The organism is Novosphingobium clariflavum (assembly GCF_026420865.1).
Classification (GTDB): Bacteria; Pseudomonadota; Alphaproteobacteria; order Sphingomonadales; family Sphingomonadaceae; genus Novosphingobium; species Novosphingobium clariflavum.
The window spans coordinates 36,783-54,175 of sequence record NZ_JAPCWC010000009.1 but is presented as its reverse complement, the minus strand read 5'-3'; the positions used below and the strand labels follow the sequence as shown (position 1 = coordinate 54,175).

General features: G+C 68.0%; 16 protein-coding genes. 4 read left to right on the top strand and 12 right to left on the bottom strand.

The annotated features are described in order from the left end of the window. Positions 1 to 80: 80 nt before the first annotated feature. On the bottom strand, positions 81 to 467 hold the full coding sequence (locus OKA11_RS13465; protein WP_207079336.1) for a VOC family protein: 387 nt from the start codon (positions 465 to 467) through the stop codon (positions 81 to 83). Positions 468 to 569: 102 nt separating this feature from the next. On the opposite strand from OKA11_RS13465, the gene soxR reads away from it, so the two are divergent. After that, complete coding sequence (soxR, locus tag OKA11_RS13460) at positions 570 to 1,010, top strand: redox-sensitive transcriptional activator SoxR (protein ID WP_267221088.1); 441 nt, start codon at positions 570 to 572, stop codon at positions 1,008 to 1,010. A 1-nt stretch (position 1,011) separates the two neighbouring features. Here the strand turns inward: soxR and OKA11_RS13455 are convergent, their stop codons facing one another. The 5 genes from OKA11_RS13455 to OKA11_RS13435 all read right to left on the bottom strand — a co-directional run bounded on the left by OKA11_RS13455 (position 1,012) and on the right by OKA11_RS13435 (position 7,211). Beyond that, complete coding sequence (locus OKA11_RS13455) at positions 1,012 to 1,545, bottom strand: hypothetical protein (protein ID WP_267221086.1); 534 nt, start codon at positions 1,543 to 1,545, stop codon at positions 1,012 to 1,014. Continuing rightward, positions 1,542 to 4,979: an AAA family ATPase gene (locus OKA11_RS13450; protein ID WP_267221084.1), complete on the bottom strand. Its 3,438-nt coding sequence runs from the start codon at positions 4,977 to 4,979 to the stop codon at positions 1,542 to 1,544. The genes OKA11_RS13455 and OKA11_RS13450 overlap by 4 nt, the downstream gene beginning before the upstream one ends. A gap of 32 nt (positions 4,980 to 5,011) precedes the next feature. Further along, a complete protein-coding gene (locus OKA11_RS13445; RefSeq protein ID WP_267221081.1) occupies positions 5,012 to 5,782 on the bottom strand; it encodes a DsbA family protein in 771 nt (256 codons plus the stop codon). Between the two features lie 125 nt (positions 5,783 to 5,907). Continuing rightward, positions 5,908 to 6,654 carry a thioredoxin domain-containing protein gene (locus OKA11_RS13440; protein WP_267221079.1) on the bottom strand — a complete coding sequence of 249 codons (747 nt, stop codon included), beginning with the start codon at positions 6,652 to 6,654 and terminating at the stop codon, positions 5,908 to 5,910. After that, complete coding sequence (locus OKA11_RS13435; protein WP_207079331.1) at positions 6,651 to 7,211, bottom strand: DUF721 domain-containing protein; 561 nt, start codon at positions 7,209 to 7,211, stop codon at positions 6,651 to 6,653. The genes OKA11_RS13440 and OKA11_RS13435 overlap by 4 nt, the downstream gene beginning before the upstream one ends. A 29-nt stretch (positions 7,212 to 7,240) precedes the next feature. Here OKA11_RS13435 and mutY point away from each other — a divergent pair, with 29 nt between their 5' ends. The 3 genes from mutY to nudC are packed head-to-tail and all read left to right on the top strand — an operon-like array spanning position 7,241 to position 10,508. Next, positions 7,241 to 8,323, top strand: coding sequence for an A/G-specific adenine glycosylase (mutY, locus tag OKA11_RS13430; RefSeq protein ID WP_267221075.1), 1,083 nt, complete (start codon positions 7,241 to 7,243; stop codon positions 8,321 to 8,323). Next, a complete protein-coding gene (locus tag OKA11_RS13425; protein WP_267221073.1) occupies positions 8,320 to 9,618 on the top strand; it encodes a serine hydrolase domain-containing protein in 1,299 nt (432 codons plus the stop codon). The genes mutY and OKA11_RS13425 overlap by 4 nt, the downstream gene beginning before the upstream one ends. Further along, positions 9,615 to 10,508, top strand: a complete 894-nt coding sequence (gene nudC, locus OKA11_RS13420) for an NAD(+) diphosphatase (RefSeq protein ID WP_267221071.1) — start codon at positions 9,615 to 9,617, stop codon at positions 10,506 to 10,508. Before OKA11_RS13425 ends, nudC begins: the two co-directional genes overlap by 4 nt. On the opposite strand, the gene OKA11_RS13415 is transcribed toward nudC, so the two are convergent. The 6 genes from OKA11_RS13415 to OKA11_RS13390 form a co-directional block, all read right to left on the bottom strand. Then, positions 10,509 to 11,210, bottom strand: a complete 702-nt coding sequence (locus tag OKA11_RS13415; protein WP_267221069.1) for an HAD family hydrolase — start codon at positions 11,208 to 11,210, stop codon at positions 10,509 to 10,511. A 70-nt stretch (positions 11,211 to 11,280) separates the two neighbouring features. Further along, complete coding sequence (locus tag OKA11_RS13410; RefSeq protein ID WP_267221068.1) at positions 11,281 to 12,561, bottom strand: N-succinylarginine dihydrolase; 1,281 nt, start codon at positions 12,559 to 12,561, stop codon at positions 11,281 to 11,283. A gap of 6 nt (positions 12,562 to 12,567) precedes the next feature. Beyond that, positions 12,568 to 13,590: an arginine N-succinyltransferase gene (locus OKA11_RS13405; protein ID WP_267221066.1), complete on the bottom strand. Its 1,023-nt coding sequence runs from the start codon at positions 13,588 to 13,590 to the stop codon at positions 12,568 to 12,570. Then, positions 13,587 to 14,795 carry a hydrolase gene (locus OKA11_RS13400; protein WP_267221064.1) on the bottom strand — a complete coding sequence of 403 codons (1,209 nt, stop codon included), beginning with the start codon at positions 14,793 to 14,795 and terminating at the stop codon, positions 13,587 to 13,589. The genes OKA11_RS13405 and OKA11_RS13400 overlap by 4 nt, the downstream gene beginning before the upstream one ends. Further along, positions 14,792 to 16,210: a succinylglutamate-semialdehyde dehydrogenase gene (gene astD / locus OKA11_RS13395; RefSeq protein WP_267221062.1), complete on the bottom strand. Its 1,419-nt coding sequence runs from the start codon at positions 16,208 to 16,210 to the stop codon at positions 14,792 to 14,794. Before astD ends, OKA11_RS13400 begins: the two co-directional genes overlap by 4 nt. Continuing rightward, on the bottom strand, positions 16,207 to 17,238 hold the full coding sequence (locus OKA11_RS13390; protein ID WP_267221060.1) for a 2-oxoadipate dioxygenase/decarboxylase family protein: 1,032 nt from the start codon (positions 17,236 to 17,238) through the stop codon (positions 16,207 to 16,209). Before OKA11_RS13390 ends, astD begins: the two co-directional genes overlap by 4 nt. Between the last annotated feature and the right edge of the window lie 155 nt (positions 17,239 to 17,393).

Here is a 17,393-nt window from a genome sequence, read left to right as displayed (position 1 = left end):
CTTCAGGGAAATGTTCAACGCACTGCGGACTTAGAGCGTTTTCCAATCAGGTGGAATCACCTGATGGCTCGCAAACCGCTCTAAGCGTAGCTGACGAGTTCGAACTCGATGCCGTCCCAGTCGAAGAAATAGAAGCGGCGGCCCGGCTCATAGTCGGCATGGTTGAACGGCACGAGGCCTGCCGCGATCACCCGGCGTTCGGCCTCGTCGAGGTCGTCCACCACCAGGCCGACGTGGTTGAGCGGGGCGCCCTTGCCGAAGCGCCTTGTGCCGTCCTTCGCCTGCGTCTTGCGGTCGGTGTAGACCGCGATGTAGCTGAAATCCCCGCCGACATGGATCGTCTCGCCGCCATTGATGGCGGGCCCCCGCCAGCGTTCGTGCCAGCCGAGCAGATCCTGCAGCAGCGCGGAAGAACGGTCGATGTCGCTGACGGTGATGTTGGCATGTTCGAGGCGGCCCTGGGCCATCGGAATGTCTCCTGCATTTTCCGCCGGTCGAATCGCCGGCCTCGCCTTGATGCAACCTCAAGCTAACTTGAGATCAAGCGAAAAAGGCGGCAGAAGTCGCTGATGGTCGAGGATCGCTTCATCTCCATCGGGTATCTCGCCCGCCGCACCGGTGTCGCGGTTTCCGCGATCCGCTTCTATGAGGAGAAGGGGCTGCTTACTTCGCTGCGGTCGAGCGGCAACCAGCGGCGCTTCCTGCGCTCCGACATTCGCCGGGTGAGCTTCGTGCTCATCGCGCAGAAATTGGGCCTCGGCCTTGCCGAGATCGAGCGCGAACTCTCCAGTTTGCCGCAAGGGCGCACGCCGACGATGGAGGATTGGGAACGCATCAGCCTCTCCATGCGCGAGGCGATCGACGCGAGGATCGCGCTGCTGGAACTGACCCGCCGCAAGCTGGATGAATGCATCGGCTGCGGTTGCCTCAGCCTTGCCAAATGCCGCCTGTACAACCGCGATGACGAGGCAGGAGCGCTGGGGCCAGGGCCGCGGTTCGTGCTGAAGTGAATCAGCCGCGCTCTGCCGTCTTGCGTACGGCGCCGAGGATTCGCCTGCGGATCAAGCCGCTGACGGGGCGGATGAGCAGCCAGTAGGGCCGGAAGCGCCGGAAGGATTCGCGATCCGGGCAAAACACGCGGGTCTGCGTCGTCAGGCGATGACCTTTGGGCGTCTGGTGGACATCGAAACCGAGCGCCAACTGGGGGGTGCCCGCTTCGTCGAAAGCCTTGAACGCGTGGCCATCCGTCACAGGGCGAAGTCCGTAATCGGCCTGCCAGAACTGACCGATCAGGCCGTAGACCAGTCCGTTCGGTGTGCGTTCCAACAGTGTGAAATTCGCCATACCGAAGGGTTCCGGTCGTTGCTTGCCGGTGAGCCGCGCAGGCAATTCGCGGAGCGCAATCATGGTGCGAAAGAAAGGATCACTTTCCGGGCGATAGGCCGTCACGGCATCGAGGATGGCGTCAGGGGCGGCCTTCACAGCGGCGGAATGCGTCTCGGAGAATTGGAACTGCGGCAGGTACTCGTCGATCAGGGGCATCATTCCGCCGCCAGCAGTTGCTCTGCACCGACAAGGTCGACGCTGACGAGGCGAGAGACGCCCTTCTCGACCATCGTCACGCCGAACAGGCGGTGCATCCGGCTCATCGTCACCGCATTGTGGGTGACGACAAGATAGCGCGTGTCGGTTTCCTTGGTCATCGCTTCGAGGAGGTCGCAGAAGCGTTCGATATTGGCGTCGTCCAGCGGCGCGTCGACTTCGTCGAGCACGCAGATCGGTGCCGGGTTGGTGAGAAACAGGCCAAAGATCAACGCGACGGCAGTGAGCGCCTGCTCGCCGCCCGAAAGCAGCGTCAGCGACTGCAGCCGCTTGCCCGGCGGCTGGGCGAAGATTTCGAGGCCGGCTTCCAGCGGATCGTCCGAATCGACCAGCGCGAGGTGCGCCTGGCCGCCCTGGAACAGCCGCGTGAACAGGCGGCGGAAGTGGCCGTCGACCGCCTCGAAGGCGGCGCGCAGACGTTCACGGCCCTCGCGGTTGAGATTGCCGATCGAGCCGCGCAGCCGCGCAACCGCTTCGGCCAGCTCGGCCTTTTCGGTGACGCTCACGCCCAGACGTGCCTCAGCCTCGGCCAGTTCGTCGGCGGCGAGCAGGTTGACCGGGCCGATCCGCTCGCGGTCGGCGACCAGGCGGTCCATACCGGAGCCTTCGTTTTCGGCATGGCCGACATCGGCAGGCGCGAAGCCGAAGCGTTCGGCGAGCACCGGCGGCGGGCACTGGAAACGCTCGCCCGAAACGCGCGTTGTCTCGATGCGGCGGGCGTCCTCGTTTTCGGCGCGGGCAGCGGTTCCGGCGCGGTATTCGCGGGCGGAGGCCATGGTTTCCTGCGCGGCGGAGAGCGCCGTGTCGGCTTTGCGCGCGGTTTCGGTCAGGGCGCTGACCGTCGCGTCGGCCTTGGCCAGTTCCTCGGCCAGACGGCTGCGGATCGCCTCGCCCTGTTCGATCTGCTCGATCAACGAGGCGGGCTTGGCTGCGATCACCGCGCGCTCGTTCTCGATCTCTTCCAGCCGTCCGCCCATCTGTGCAAGCCGGTTGGCGGCATCGCCAGCGCGGGCCTGCCAGCCGCGAATGTCACCGGCTTGCGACGTCGAGCGTTCGCGCGCGACGGCCAGCCCCTGATCGTGCGCGGCCAGTGCTGCCGTGGCGGCTTGCAGCCCGATGCGGGCCTCGTCGTTCTTCTGCTTCGCGCCATCGAGCGCGGCGCGGCCGGTTTCGGGATGGGGCAGGGCCGCGCGCTTGGCCTCGGCGGTGGCGACATCCTGCTGGGCGGCTTCGCGCTGCTCGGCGAGTTCCGTTTCGGCGCGGGCGATTTCGGCGCGGCGGGCGGCGTGGCGTTGGCGGGCATCCTCGGCCTGATCGACGCCGCGCAAGGCGGTGCGCTCGGCCGTGGCGGCATCGGCAATGGCCCGCTCGGCGGCGATCACGGCAGTGGAGAGCGCGGCCAGCTGCTGCTGCACTTCAGCCTGCCGTGCCTCGGCAGCGGAAACCGCTGCGCGCAAGGGGGGCAATTGTGCGTCGAGTTCGGCGAAGCGGTTTTCAGCTTCCAGCCGTGCCGCTTCGGCAGCACCTTCGCCGCGCGCGACGAAGCCGTCCCAGCGCCGCAGCACACCGCCGCGCGTGACCAGCCATTCGCCGGGCCCCAGCGCCCGTGCATCGTCCTCGTCGGCGACATGGACGAGCGCAAGGCGAGCGGCGAGTTCCGGCGGGCAGCGGGTGACATGCGCGGCAAGGCTGTCCTTGACTGCAGCGGGCGCTTCGGCGCCGGTCCAGAACCGGCCGTCCGCCTTCGCGACTTCACCCAGAGGCGCGCGGGCATCGCGGCCCAGCACGGCGGCCAGCGCCCGCTCGTAACCGGGCGCGACTTTCACCGCGTCGATGGCGACAGGCAGGCCATGCGCGGCCTTGGCGCCCTTGGCGCGGGCCTCGCGGTCCTTGAGCAGCGCGGCATGTTCGCGCTCGATGCCGGTAAGATCGGCGCGGGCAGCGGCCAGTGCCGAGGCGGCATTGTCACGCTCCGCCTGAAGCTCGCCCTTGCGCGCCTGTTGCGCTTCCAGCCCTTCGCGGGCGGCGGTGAGGGCGGCGCTGGCGGTCTCGGCGCGGGCACGCGCTTCGGCCACGGCGGCATCGAGATCGCCCGCCTGCGCCAAAGCGTCTACTTGTGCAGCAAGGCGGGCCGCTTCGGCGGAAAGGCGATCCAGCCGGGCGCGGGCCTGTGTCAGTTCGGCTTCGGCGATGCGCCATTCGGCCTCGACCCCGGCCTGCGCGGCGGTTGCCTGCGCCAGATCGAGTTCAGCGGCGCGGGAGGCGCGCTCGGCCCCCTCGAGCGCATTGGCAAGGCGCGGGCGGGCCGCTTCGTCGAGTTCGAGTTGGCGGCGGCCGTCGGCCAGTTCCTTTTCAAGCCGGGTGAGCGCCTCGGCTGCATCACGGGTCAGCCGGTCGGCATCGCCGCGATCTTCTTCCAGCCGTTGCTTCTGGCGGTCGAGGTCCTTGAGCCGCTGTTCGGCGGCTTCCAATTGGCTGGTCAGCGTCGCCATGCGGTGACCTTGCGCGCTGGCATCGTCGCGCCGGTCGGCAAGGTCGTCACGGGCGAGGATCAGTGCCTCGGCAGCCTCAGCCTGTTGTTTCTGCGCCTCGGCGGCGAGGTCCTGCGCGGCGGTGACGCGCAGTTCGGCGGCCTGCGCTTCCTTGCGCGCCGCTTCGGCAGCGGCTGCGGCATCACGCCAGCGGGCGAACACCACGCGGGCTTCGGCGAGGCGAATCTGGTCGGTCAGCGCCTTGTAGCGCTCCGCCGCCTTGGCCTGACGGCGCAGCGCGAGGACCTGCTTGTCCAGCCCCGCCATGAGGTCTTCGAGGCGGGCGAGATTGGCTTCGGTGGCGCGCAGCTTGGTTTCTGCGTCCTTGCGGCGGACGTGGAGGCCGGCAATGCCCGCGGCTTCTTCCAGCATGGCGCGGCGTTCGGCGGGCTTGGCGGCGATGACGGTGGCGATACGGCCCTGCGAGACCAGCGCGGGGCTATGCGCGCCGGTGGCGGCGTCGGCGAAGATCAGCGCCACGTCCTTGGCGCGCACGTCGCGGCCATTGACGCGGTAGGCGCTGCCGGCGCCGCGCTCGATCCGGCGGACAACTTCAAGTTCCTCGCGCACGCCTTGGGCGTTCAGCGCGGTTTCGCCGTGGAGCACGACTTCGGCGAAAGCGCGGGGAGGGCGATTGGCCGTCCCCGCGAAGATCACGTCCTCCATCCCGCCGCCGCGCATCGACTTGGCCGAGCTTTCGCCCATGACCCAGCGGATCGCTTCGAGGAGGTTGGACTTGCCGCAGCCGTTGGGGCCGACGACACCGGTCAGCCCGGGTTCGATGCGCAGTTCGGCAGGCTCTACGAAGCTCTTGAATCCGCTGAGCTTGAGCCGCTTGATGCGCATCGATCGAGGTCAGGCCGAGGGCTGGCGGGGCATCAGCGCGCGCCGGCTTCCTGGAGCTTGGCTTCCAGTTCCTTGAACTCCACCGAACCGACGGTGTTGCCGTTGATCAGGAAGGTGGGCGTGCCGGTGATGTTGAGGTCCTTGGTGGCCTTTTCGGTCTGGTCGGCCAGCGCCTGGGCCTTGGCGGCGTCGCCGAGGCACTGGTTTGCCTGATCGCGCGAGATCCCGCGCGAGGTGAAGAACTCGGTCATGCCGCTGACTTCGGAAAGCGCGGCCATCTGCTGGTTCTTGGGCAGGTTCTGGATGCCCTGCAGCTTGGCTTCGCCCGCCGCCTGCAGCTTCTGGAACATGTTGGGCTGCCAGGCCCAGAACTGTTCGGCCAGCGGCAGCACCGCCTCGGTCGAGCCGCAAGTGGCCTGCAGGGTGGCGGCGATGTCGTAGATGTTGAGCATGAAGAAGCGCACTTCATAGCTCACGCGGCCGCTGTTGATGTACGTGTCGCGCAGGGTGCCGAAGCCGTCGTTCGCGAACTTGGCGCAGTGCGAGCACGACAGCGCGCCGTATTCGACCAGCTTGATCGGGGCCTCGGGATTGCCGATGCGGTAGCCGCCTTCGGGCGTCTTTGCGACCACGTCCGACCAGGTCTTGCCGGCAGGCGCGGCGACCTTGGCCACCGGTTCGCCGGCGATGGGCGCCGAAGTGCCGCCGTCGGCCGGGTCCTTCTTGCCGCAGGCGGCAAGGCCGAGCGCGAGCGGGGCCAGGGCGAGGCCGAGAACGATCTTGCGGAAAACGGGACGGGTCATCGATGCGAATCCTCGATTGGAATTGCGAAAGCTAGCCTATGGCCTTTCGCGTTCAAAGCTGGGGGGATGCCCGGAAAGCCTGCTTTCCCACAGGATTTCCGGGGCTTTCGAGTGGTCGGGCGAGGTTAGATGCTGCCCTTGCGCTGGGCGGCCTGCTTGGCGGACAGGGCCTGCGAGAGGCCGGCCCAGTCATGCGCGTCGAGCAGCTTGCCGTCGAGCACGAAGCTGGGCGTGGAGTTGGCGCCGACCGCCTGCACGGTCTTCTGCTGCTGCTCCAGCTTGGCGAAGGCGGCCTTGTCGTTGATGCACTGGTCGGCCTTGGCATGGGTGACGCCCCAGGGCGCGACCATCGAATAGAAGTCGAAGTCGGCTGCAATGGTGCGCATACGGGCCTGAATGTCGCCCTGATACCATAGCTTCTGGCGGTCCTCGCCGATGGTGTTCAGCTTTGCCATCCAGATATCCTGGGTAGCGAGGAAGGCATTGTGGCGCACCACGAAGCGCTTGGGATCGCCGCAGGTCGTCAGCATGGCGATGGTGAGGTCGATCGGGTTGCGCAGCAGGTTGGTGATGGTCAGCGCGACCTGGCCTTTCGCCACCATGCCCTGGCGCAGCGGGGCGTCCGATTCCTTGGTGAAGTGGGCGCAGTGCGGGCAGGTGTAGCTGACGAATTCGGTGACCCGGGTCGCCGCCCTGGGGTTGCCCAGCAGGTGACTGCCGTCGGCCGTGATCGTCACCGTCGCGGCCCAGTTGGCGGTGGTGGGAGCGGGTTTGGCGGCCGGCTTGCGTGCCGGTGCGGCGCCGGTCGCGAGAAGGGCGGTTGCGACAAGCGCGCCGAGCTTTGCAGCGCGCGACTTCGAGATGGTCATCATGTACCCCGTTCGTCCTTTAATGTCTCGTCCTTGGCGGCCAGACTGCGGGCCAGCGATTCCAGCACCGCGCGAAGCTCGGGATCGCCCACGTCGCGCAGCGATTCGCCCAGTTCGAAGGGCACCGGCTTCACGCTTGGCGGCGCGGTCCGCGGTCTTGCAGCAGGTGGCGGCTTAACCTCGCCTTGCCGGATTTTTGCCTTGGCCACAGCCTTGTAGCCGAAGAAGCGGTTCACCCGCTCGATGATCTCGGGCACGACATGCTGGATCATCGGCGCATGGGCGGGGGCAACCACCAGTTGCAGGATGCCGTCGCACTTCTCGCCGGGCGGAAAGCGGATCGATTCGGGTGAGCAGACGCGGGCGTGGCGGGCGCCGACGATCTCCGGCCAGCGGGTCACCACGCTCGACTGCACGAAGCCGAAGCGGCGGAACGCGGTGCGGCCCACTTCGGGCATGAGATCGGCGATCGCGCGCGCCTGTCCGCCGCGTGGGCGCTCGAAGCGCTTCGGCGTCTTTGCGGCATTCTTGCCGGTGTTCTTGGGGCGATCCCGTTCCATTGTCGGCGCTCCAATGCCATAGGGCTGGCATGGACGCCAGCCGCGATACGATCTCCGACCTGCTTCTGGACTGGTACGACCGCAATGCCCGCGTGCTGCCCTGGCGCGCGGCGCCGGGAACCCCGGCACCGGAGCCGTACCGCGTGTGGCTTTCCGAGGTCATGCTGCAGCAGACCACGGTCGCCGCGGTGAAGGACTATTTCGCCAGATTCACCGCGCGCTGGCCGCAGGTGACCGATCTCGCCGCGGCCGCCGACGAGGAGGTCATGGCGGCCTGGGCGGGGCTTGGCTACTATGCCCGTGCCCGCAACCTGCTGGCCTGCGCCCGCGCGGTGGCGGCACGGGGCGGGGCCTTTCCCGATACCGAGGACGAACTGCGCGCGCTGCCGGGGCTGGGGGCCTATACCGCTGCCGCCGTTGCCGCGATTGCCTTCGGGCGGCGCGCGGTGGTGGTGGATGCGAACGTCGAACGCGTCGTCTCGCGCCTGTTCGCGCTGGAGGAGCCGCTGCCCGGTTCGCGCCCGGCAATCCGCGCGCTGGCTGATACGATCACGCCGGACAAGCGCGCGGGCGACTTTGCGCAGGCCATGATGGACCTTGGTGCCACGGTTTGCACTGCGCGCGCGCCGCGTTGCCTGCTCTGTCCGCTGGCTGGTCCCTGCAAGGCACGGGCACAGGGCGAGCCGGAGAGGTTGCCGGTCAAGGCGGCCAAGAAGGCCAAGCCGACGCGGCAGGGCCGGGCGTTCTGGATCGAGCGCGATGACCATGTCTGGTTGGTGCGCCGTCCGGACAAGGGCATGCTGGGCGGGATGCGGGCGCTGCCGGATGACGGCTGGATCGCCCGCAGCGACGGCAGCGGCGAAGGGCCGGTAGCGGGGCCGTGGGAGAGTGCGGGGCGGGTCGGCCACGTCTTTACCCACTTCGCGCTGGAACTCTCGCTTCAGGTGCATGTCGGCAGGTTGGCGGGCGATCCGCCGGGCGAAGGTGAATGGTGGCCGCTCGATCGGATCGACGAGGCCGGGCTGCCGACCCTTTTCGCCAAGGCCGCCCGCCTCGCGCTGGCGGGGGCCGGGGCCGGGGCCGGGGCCGGGGCCGGGGCGGAGGCGGCGTGAGCCTTTCCGCCCTGATCGATCGCCGCCTGATCTTGCGGCTGGGCGCGGTGGCGGGGCTGGGGGCGGCGGTGATGCCGCGTCTGGCATGGGCGGTGGGGCAGCCTGCGGCGCTGCCGAAAGTCTCGGCCCTGGTCGACCGCTGGACCGGCACCGGCAAGTTTCCGGGCATGGTCGCCTCTGTCGGCATGGCGGGGCGCGAGGCCAGTTTCGTCGCGCGCGGCGCGCAGGGCTTCGACGACGGCACGCCGATGGGGCCGGACAGCCTGTTCCGTATCTATTCGATGACCAAGCCGATCACCGGCATCATGGCGATGCAACTGGTGGAGGAAGGTCGCCTGTCGCTCGACCAGCCGCTGGCCGACGTTCTGCCCGCCTGGCGCACGATGCAGGTGCAGGACCGCTATGACGGGGCGCTCGACCGCCTGCATCCCGCGCCGCGCCCGATCACGATGCGCCATCTGGTCACGCATACCTCGGGCATCGGCTATTCCATCGTCCAGACCGGGCCGATCCGCGATGCCTATGTCCGGCAGGGGCTGGTGCCCGGCAGGATCAGCCGGATCGAAGTGCCGGGGCTGACCTATGGGCCGACCGTTCGCGGTCTCGATCATTTTGCCGACCGGCTGGCGACGCTGCCGCTGGTGGCCGATCCGGGTACGCGCTGGTCCTATTCGATGGGGCTGGATGTGATGGGCCGGGTGATCGAGGTGGTGACCGGCAAGAGCTTCGATGCCTATCTGGCCGAAGCGTTGTTCGGACCGGCGGGCATGGCCAGCACCACGTTCACCGTGCCGCGCGCACAGGCACGGCGGCTGACGACCAATTACGGGGCGCTGGGCGGCGTGCTGGTGCCGATCGATCCGCCGGAAAGCTCGGTCTATCTCGACCCTCCGGCCTTTCCCTTTGGCGGCTCCGGCCTGGTCAGCACCCCGCGCGATTACGACCGCTTCCTGCGCCTGCTGGCGCAGGGTGGCGTGATCGACGGGCGGCGCGTGTTGTCGCAGCGGGCAGTGGCGCTGGGTACGTCGAACCTGTTGCCCGATGGTGTGGACCGTTCGCACATGATCGGCGGGCCCGCGGCGTTCGGGGCCGGGGGGCGCATCGGCCTTGGCGCGGAGGCGGGCGTTTTCGGCTGGTCCGGCGCGGCGGGAACGGTGGGCATGGTCGACATGAACCACGCGATCCGCTCGCAGCTGTTTGTCCAGTTCATGCCGAGCGATGCGACGCCGCTCCTGCCCGAGTTCCAGACTGCATTGAAGGCCGATGTCATGGCCCTGTTGGAGAAGCCCGCTTGATCCTGCCCATTGCCTTCTCAGGCGCCCATCTCGACCGCGCCGATCATGTGCGCAACGACCCCGAAGCGCTCGCCGCCTTGCAGGGACCGGATGCGCGCCTGCTGCGCATGGACGGGCTGGACGCGGTCCTGGCCGGAAGCGGGGCGCTGTTGTGGGACGGAATCGACCGCGCGGCGCCGGACAGCGAGCTGATCTTCCTCGGCCTCGACGGCGAGGCGGCCTGCTTTGCCGAAGTGCCCGCCGTCACGCCGCCCGGCGGGCCGCATGCCACGCCGGTCAACTGGCTGACGATGGCGGTCTTGCCGCCTTACGAACTGGCCGCCTATGGCACGGCGCGCAGTCTGGTCAGTTGGCATTGCCGCCACCGTTTCTGCTCCACCTGCGGGTCGGGCACGGTGCTGGCCAAGGGCGGCTGGCAGCGGACCTGCACCAACCCGGATTGCGGTACCGAACATTTCCCGCGCGTCGATCCGGTGACGATCATGCTGGTCGAGCACGAGGGCCGCGCGCTGCTCGGCCGTCAGCCGCGTTTTCCCGAGGGGCGCTATTCCACGCTGGCCGGCTTCGTGGAGCCGGGCGAAACGGTGGAGGAAGCCGTCGCCCGCGAGATCTTCGAGGAAGCGGGCGTCAGGGTGCGCGATGTGCGCTATGTCGCCAGCCAGCCCTGGCCGTTCCCGTCCTCGCTGATGATCGGCTGTTACGCGGTCGCCGAAAGCGACTACCTGACCATCGACACCACCGAGCTGGAAGATGCCCGCTGGTTCACCCGCGAGGAGGTGGCCGATGCTCTTGAAGCCATCGGCCGGAACGAGAACGGCATGGCGTTCGGGGCGCCGCCTGCCCATGCCATCGCGCATGTGCTGATGCGCTGGTGGCTCGATAAGGGCTGATCAGCGCGCCTCGGCAGGCGCCAATAGCAGGTCGCGCAGGGCATGGAGGCTGGGCAGCACTTCGGCGCTGGCGAGCACCATTTCCTCGGTCGGCGGCAGCAGGTCCGGCACCAGCACGGTGGCGATCCCCGCTGCGGACGAGGCGGCGACGCCCGCCGGGCTGTCCTCCACCGCCACGCAATGCGCCGGATCGACGCCGAGGCGGCTGGCGGCCAGCAGGTAGGGCTCCGGGTGCGGCTTGGCGTGGGTCACGTCGCTGCGGGTCACAACGACGTCGAAGTAGGAGAGCAGCCCCGCCTTCTCCAACCGCTGCGCCGCGTAAGGCGCTTCGGTCGAAGTGGCGATGGCGAGCGGTATGCCGGCCCTGGTGAAATGGTCGAGAATTACTTCGGCGCCGGGGCGCAGCGCGATGCCCGCCTCGACCATGGCCTCGAACACCACGTCGCTTTCATCGAAGAAATGATCGAGCGGGAAATCGGCGCCCATGCGCTCCGCCACGAGGCGGCGGCTGCCGCCGCGATGCACGCCGACCATCGAATGGAGCAGATCGTCCGGCAGCGGCAGGCCGAGGGCATGGCCGGTCTCGACAAAGGCACGGCGATGCGCGGCCTCGGTGTCGAGCAGCGTTCCGTCCATGTCGAATATGGCTGCCCGGATCGGATCGGGCAGCACACGCGGCGGTGTCAGTATCGATGTAGCCATGGCCTCAATATGAAGCCGGATCGCGTCGGCACCATTGCAAAACGGGAAACCGCATTTGCAAAAACCGCTTTCAGTACCGTGCCTGATCGAGTTCGGGCAGTTCCAGTTCCCGGCACAGCGCCGCGCGGGCGGCAAGGCATTGCGCCCAGATCGCAGGTTCGGACAAGTCGTCGACCGACAGTTGCTCGGGCCAGAGCCGCGCAACCAGTGCTTCGATGCGGTCCAGCTTGTCGGTCGTGGCGATGAAACGCGGATCGACTGTTGCCGGATCGGCCACGACGCGCAGGCGCAGGCAGGCGGGGCCGCCGCCATTGGCCATCGATTCGCGCAGGTCATGGACGAAGAGCTGTCGGATCGGGCCATTGCCCGAGACCAGTCGCTCCAGCCATGTCCAGACGCTGGGGGACTCGCGGGCCTCGGTCGGCAGGATCAGCGCCATTTCCCCCGAGGGCTGCGTGATCAGTTGGGCGTTGAACAGGTAGGACTGGATTGCATCGAACAAGCTGATCTCGCTGGCCGGGATCTCGATGATCTCGACTTCGGGAAACTTGGCGCGCAGTTCGCCGTAAAAGCCCTCGCGATTGGCGAAGGCGTTCTCATGGGCAAACAGTACCCGCTCGTTGGCGACGGCGACGACATCGTTGTGGAAGGCGCCCGAGGCGATCGCTTCTTCCGATTGGCGGACAAGGATCGTGCGTTCGGGATCAAGGCCGTGGCGGCGCGCGATTGCCGCGCTGGCCTCGCGGTGCTGGCGGGCGGGGTAGGGGCCGGTGCCGAGGTCTCCCGCGCCGGTATGGCCGTAGACGAACACTTCCACGCCCGGCGCGTCGTGGCGGGTGCAGAGGCGCATGTGGTTGGCCGCGCCCTCGTCACCGAACGGGGCCGGGATCGGGGCATGGACCGCGAAGCGTTCGGTGTCGGCAAAGGCAAGGCGAAGCTGGAACAGCGTTTCGCGCCATTCATGGCTGCGGTGCGGCATCGTCATGAGATTGGCGACGGTCAGGTGGCAGCGCCCGTCTGCGGTATCGGCTGCGGGCGAGACGGTGGCGGCATTGGCCGCCCACATTGCCGAAGCCGACATGGCATTGGCGCGAAGGCGCGGCTCGGCCGCCTCGACGGTGGTGCCCAGCTGCTGGAGCCAGCACGTGTCGGGCCGCCGATGCGGTAGGAAAAAGCCTTGAGCCACGCCACGCTCGAGGTTGGCGCGGATCTTTGCCAGCCCCTGCAAGGCCGCCGCGCGTGGCTCCGATACCTTGCCGTAATTGCGGGTGGAGGCGAGATTACCGAGACTGAGGCCCGCGTAGTTGTGGCTGGGTCCGACGATGCCGTCGAAGTTGATCTCGGTGACCATGGGCGATCATGCACTCGCGTAAGTGATTTCGTCGCCCCCCTTCGTTATGTCTAGCAGGGCCGCCGCGGTGGCATCAAGGGTCACGCCGCCCTCGACAATGGTTACTTTCCCCAGGCATGCGCGGAAAGCGGCCAGCCGTCCGGTAGAGACGATATGAGTGGGTTCGCTGCCGTCATCCTCGACAATGGCGACCACCGGGGCGGTGCGGGCTTCCTGCACGGTGCGGATCTGGTCGGTGCGCGCGAGCATGGTCGGGCCGCCGTCGAAGATGTCGACGTAGTTCTGGAACGAGAAGTTCTCGTTCTCCAGCATGCGCATCGCCGGACGCCCCGAATAGTGCGGCTGGCCCATCACCTGGCGCGCGGCTTCGGACAGCAGCGCGCAGTAGATCGGGTGCTTGGGCATGAGGTCGGCGATGAACTGGTTGCCGTGGGTGGCGTTGAACTCGTCGGCGTCGCGGAAGCTCATGTCGAAGAAGCGCCCGGCCAGCCCGTCCCAGAACGGCGAGTTGCCCGCATCGTCGATGGCGCCGCGCAGTTCGGCCAGGGTGGTGTCGCCAAAGCGCGAGCGGTGCGTCTTGATGAAAAGGTAGCGGCTGCGCGCCAGCAGCTTGCCGACACCCGCCGAACGCTCGGTGGCGTCGAGATAGAGCCCGCCCACTTCGCTCGCTCCGTCAAGGTCGGTGCACAGCGTCAGCATCTCGGCCCGGAAGGTGCGGTCCAGTTCCTTGGAGTGCTGGGTGATCCGGCCGATGCGGTAGGAGTAGAACGGATACTCGGTACCGACTTGCGAGAATGCCTGGCAGGTGCCGCGCACTTTGCCGGTGGCGGTGTCCTCGAGAATGAAGGCAAAGAGGTCGTTGGCGATCTCGTCGCTGTCGCACGCGAAGCTTCTGGCGGTGCGTTCCAGCTTGGCCTTCAGAGTCGGCTTGTCGGGCGGCAGGTTGGTGAAGCCGCCGCCGGTACCCTTGGCCATGCGGTAGAGGGCTTCCAGGTCCTTTTCCTGTGCGGTGCGCAGGAGGAATGTCATGTGGGCAGAACTCCGTGGCGGTCCAGTCTATGCAGGACAAGAGCAGTAAGGCGGGCGCGGGCATCCAGCGAATCCGCCAGCAGATATTCGTCCGGCGAATGGATCGAACCGCCCAGCACGCCCATGGTGTCAAGGACCGGCACCCCGCAGGCGGCGATGTTGTTGCCGTCGCAGACGCCGCCGGTGTCCTTCCAGCTCATCGGCTGGCCAAGGTCGGCAGCGGCCTTGCTGACAAGACCGTAGAGCGCCTCGGTCTTGTCCGTTATCGCCTTGGGCGGGCGCGAGACGTGGCCGTGGACATGCAAGTGCACTTCGTGCGCAGCCGAGACCTGGGCGACGGCGGCCGTGATATGGGCCTGGGCTTCGGCAGCGCGTTCGGGGGTGGCGGGGCGCATGTTGAAGTGCAGCACGGCAAGGTCCGGCACGGTGTTGTTGGGAGCGCCGCCCTCGATCTTCGCCGGGTTCACCGAAAGGCCGGGGCGGCGCATCGCGGCAAGCCGCAGGGCAAGGTCGCTGGCGGCAAGCAAGGCGTTGCGGCCGTCCTCGGGGTTGCGCCCGGCATGGGCGGAGCGGCCATGGATAACCACTGCGTAATTGCCCGAGCCGGGCCGAGCGCGCGCCATCTGGCCGCCGGGCAAGGCGGGTTCGTACGTCAGCGCCGCCAGCTTGCCGCGGGCCAGATCGGCGATCAGCGGGGCAGAGGAGAGCGAGCCGGTTTCCTCGTCGCTGTTGACGAGCACGTCGTAACCAAGCGTCGGATCGCCGCGCTCGTAAGCCGCAAGGCCCGCCAGCATCACCGCAAGCCCGCCCTTCATGTCCGCCGTGCCGGGGCCGTGGAGGGTGTTCGCATCCAGCCAGTCGCAGATCTGGAAGGGGTGGTCGAGGGGGTAGACGGTGTCCATGTGTCCGGTCAGGATCACCCGTCGCTCGGCCTCGGGACGCACCGAAAGCACGAGATGGCGTCCATGGACAACCTCGCGGGTCCGGCCCTGGCTGTCCACTTTCTCGACCGGGGCAGGATCGACCAGCCGCACTTCTCCGGGCAGCGCCGCAAAGGCGTCGGCTAGCCGCGTGGCCATGGCCGCCAGCCCGTCGAGGTTGGCGGTGCCGCTGTTGATCGCCGCCCAGTCCAGCGTGTGGGTCAGGATCGGTGCGCGTTCGACCGGGGCGAGCAGGGCCTGTTCCTCGAAGTTCAGTCCGCTCATGCCGAGAGCTTCCCTGCGAGCGCACCGCTGTTGCCGGTGACGCTGGCCGCTTCGAAACTGGCGACCGGGTAGGCGCAGTAATCGGCGGCGTAATAGGCGCTCGGGCGGTGGTTGCCGCTGTCGCCAAGGCCCCCGAAGGGCATCGAACCGGCGGCTCCGGTGGTCGGGCGGTTGCGGTTGACCACGCCTGCGCGGCTTTCCAGCATAAAGCGATCCCACAAGGCGTCGTCCGCGCTGACGAGGCCTGCCGAAAGACCAAAGCGGGTGGCATTGGCGGCAGCGATGGCGGCATCGAAATCGGGGACGCGGGTCACTTGTACGAGGGGGGCGAAAATTTCCTCGTCGGGCACATCCACGCCGGTGACGTCGAGAATGCCGGGGGTGACAAAGGCATCGCTGCGGCCTTCAACGCCTTCGAAGGGGCGGATCACCGCGGCGCCGCGCTCGACAAGCCGGGCAAAGCGAGCCCTGGCGGCCCCGGCGGCATCAGCCGAGATCAGCGGTCCGAACCACGGCTCGGGCGTCTCGTGCCATTCGCCGATGATGATGCGGTCGGCTAGTGCGGCGACGGCATCGACCAGCGCGGTGCCGAACTGGTTGTCCGGCACGATCAGGCGGCGTGCGCAGGAGCAGCGCTGCCCGGTGGTGATGAAGCTCGACTGCACGACGAGCGAGGCGGCCTCGTCCAGATCGCCGTCCCAGACCACCAGCGGGTTGTTGCCGCCGAGTTCCAGCGCGAGGATCACGTCGGGCCGGTCGGCGAAGATACGCCGGAAATGCGCGCCTGCGCCCGCCGAGCCGGTGAACAGCAGGCCGTCGATATGGCCTGCCACCAGCGCTTCGCCGGTGGCGCGGGCGCCGTGGACGATCTGGAACACGCCTTCGGGAAGGCCTGCCTGCGCCCAGGCATCGGCCATGGCCTGCCCGGTCGCCGGGGTCATCTCGGAGGGTTTGAACACCACCGTGTTGCCTGCCAGCAGGGCGGGGACGATATGGCCGTTGGGCAAGTGGCCGGGGAAGTTGAACGGCCCCAATACCGCCATCACCCCGTGCGGGCGGTGGCGCAGCACGGCGGCGCCGAAGGGCATGTCCTGCCGCTTCTCCCCCGCCCGCTCGGCCTGCGCGGTGATCGAGAGGCCGACCTTGCCGATCATCGAGGCGAGTTCGGCGCGAGTTTCCCAGAGCGGCTTGCCGGTCTCGCGCGAAATCACTTCGGCGATCGTGTCCTTGCGGGCCTCCAGCACGGCCTTGTAGCGCAGGACCGCCTCGACCCGCGCGGCGGGCGGAAGCGCGGCCCATGCCGGAAACGCCGCATGGGCGCGCGCCAGCGCGGCATCGACCGCTGCGGCGTTCGCCGCCTCGCCCTCCCAGACCAGTGCGCCGCTGGCCGGGTCGAACGATTGGAGCAGGCTCATGCGCTTCTCGTCACCGCGAAGATGCCGGTGGCATTGCCCGAATCGAAAGTGAGGTCGAGCTTGCCGGTTTCCGGGTCGATGTCGCGGGTGATGAATTCGTAGAACGAGCCGGGCACGTCCAGTTCGACCGCACTGCCGTCGGCTTCGAGGAACGGGCGGGCCACTTTGTCGGCAATGATCGCGGTCTGCCGGACACGGCCGTTCTTGGACACTTCGACCGCGGCCTTCATCGGATAGCCCTCCGCCTTGAGACGGTCGGACAGGGCCATGACGTCGGCGGTGCGGGTGGTCGCGTGGTTGAAGGCATTGCCCTCGGTGGCGATCCAGGCGCCTTCCCCGGTTTCCGGCAGCAGCACTTCGTAGTCGGCCAGTGCGGGCGGCTGATGCTGGCGTTCGAAACAGGCGATCACGCCCTTCAATGCCGTCAGGGCGGTGGCGAAGTCCGCCGTGCCGTCGCTGGCCAGCGTGTCGAGCGCGGCCCATTCGGTTTCACCCAGCGGGTCGCTCGATGCGCCGAAGATGTTTGTACAGGCACCCTGCGCGGCCTCGGCCAGCTGGTCGACATGGAGTTCGGAGACAAAGAACTGCGGGATCGTTTCGGGCAGGTCGCGCTGGGCATAGGCGCGGCCGGTCATCTTCAGCTTGGGCAGCGGGTAGAGGCCCACGACTTCATAACCGAGCGGGGCCAGGAAGCGGCCGAAGGCCATGTGGCCGCGGGGCAGGTCGCCGGTCTCGCCATCGATGGTGCGCAGGGCGCCGTGGTCGAACACGATGGTCTCGCCGGCGCCGCGTACGGCATCGATATAGCGCTGCGCGGTCGGCACGCGGTCGAGCAGGTCGGCGAACAGCGCGGCGTTGAGCGCCATCGCCACTTGCGCGCGGCTGACGGTGTCGCCGGTGCCCGCCAGCGCAGGATCGATGGTCAGCGTGGTGAGCGCCAGGTGCGCCTTGCTTTCGCCGATGGCGGCGGCAAGCAGGCGCGGCAGCGTCTGGTCGGGGTTCGCGAGAGTCTGGGGAGAGGAGGGCATCGTTTTCCCGTCGTTCCTGTTGTTGCGCGTGGCGTCAGACATAGGAAAGCGTGGCAGCCAAGTCCATGGCATGGACGAGGACGGGCTGGTTTTTGTCTAGACTATTTTAGTCGTTCATTTTGTGGACATTTCTGCACGTTTCGAATCGCCTGAGT

What these genes read in the sequence shown, in the direction of transcription:
- OKA11_RS13440 (WP_267221079.1), bottom strand. Translation starts at nt 6,654, where the DNA reads ATGATGACCATCTCGAAGTCGCGCGCTGCAAAGCTCGGCGCGCTTGTC.
- astD (WP_267221062.1), bottom strand. Translation starts at nt 16,210, where the DNA reads ATGAGCCTGCTCCAATCGTTCGACCCGGCCAGCGGCGCACTGGTCTGG.
- OKA11_RS13465 (WP_207079336.1), bottom strand. Translation starts at nt 467, where the DNA reads ATGGCCCAGGGCCGCCTCGAACATGCCAACATCACCGTCAGCGACATC.
- OKA11_RS13435 (WP_207079331.1), bottom strand. Translation starts at nt 7,211, where the DNA reads ATGGAACGGGATCGCCCCAAGAACACCGGCAAGAATGCCGCAAAGACG.
- OKA11_RS13415 (WP_267221069.1), bottom strand. Translation starts at nt 11,210, where the DNA reads ATGGCTACATCGATACTGACACCGCCGCGTGTGCTGCCCGATCCGATC.
- OKA11_RS13405 (WP_267221066.1), bottom strand. Translation starts at nt 13,590, where the DNA reads ATGACATTCCTCCTGCGCACCGCACAGGAAAAGGACCTGGAAGCCCTC.
- OKA11_RS13390 (WP_267221060.1), bottom strand. Translation starts at nt 17,238, where the DNA reads ATGCCCTCCTCTCCCCAGACTCTCGCGAACCCCGACCAGACGCTGCCG.
- OKA11_RS13455 (WP_267221086.1), bottom strand. Translation starts at nt 1,545, where the DNA reads ATGATGCCCCTGATCGACGAGTACCTGCCGCAGTTCCAATTCTCCGAG.
- OKA11_RS13410 (WP_267221068.1), bottom strand. Translation starts at nt 12,561, where the DNA reads ATGGTCACCGAGATCAACTTCGACGGCATCGTCGGACCCAGCCACAAC.
- OKA11_RS13445 (WP_267221081.1), bottom strand. Translation starts at nt 5,782, where the DNA reads ATGACCCGTCCCGTTTTCCGCAAGATCGTTCTCGGCCTCGCCCTGGCC.
- mutY (WP_267221075.1), top strand. Translation starts at nt 7,241, where the DNA reads ATGGACGCCAGCCGCGATACGATCTCCGACCTGCTTCTGGACTGGTAC.
- OKA11_RS13400 (WP_267221064.1), bottom strand. Translation starts at nt 14,795, where the DNA reads ATGAGCGGACTGAACTTCGAGGAACAGGCCCTGCTCGCCCCGGTCGAA.
- soxR (WP_267221088.1), top strand. Translation starts at nt 570, where the DNA reads ATGGTCGAGGATCGCTTCATCTCCATCGGGTATCTCGCCCGCCGCACC.
- OKA11_RS13450 (WP_267221084.1), bottom strand. Translation starts at nt 4,979, where the DNA reads ATGCGCATCAAGCGGCTCAAGCTCAGCGGATTCAAGAGCTTCGTAGAG.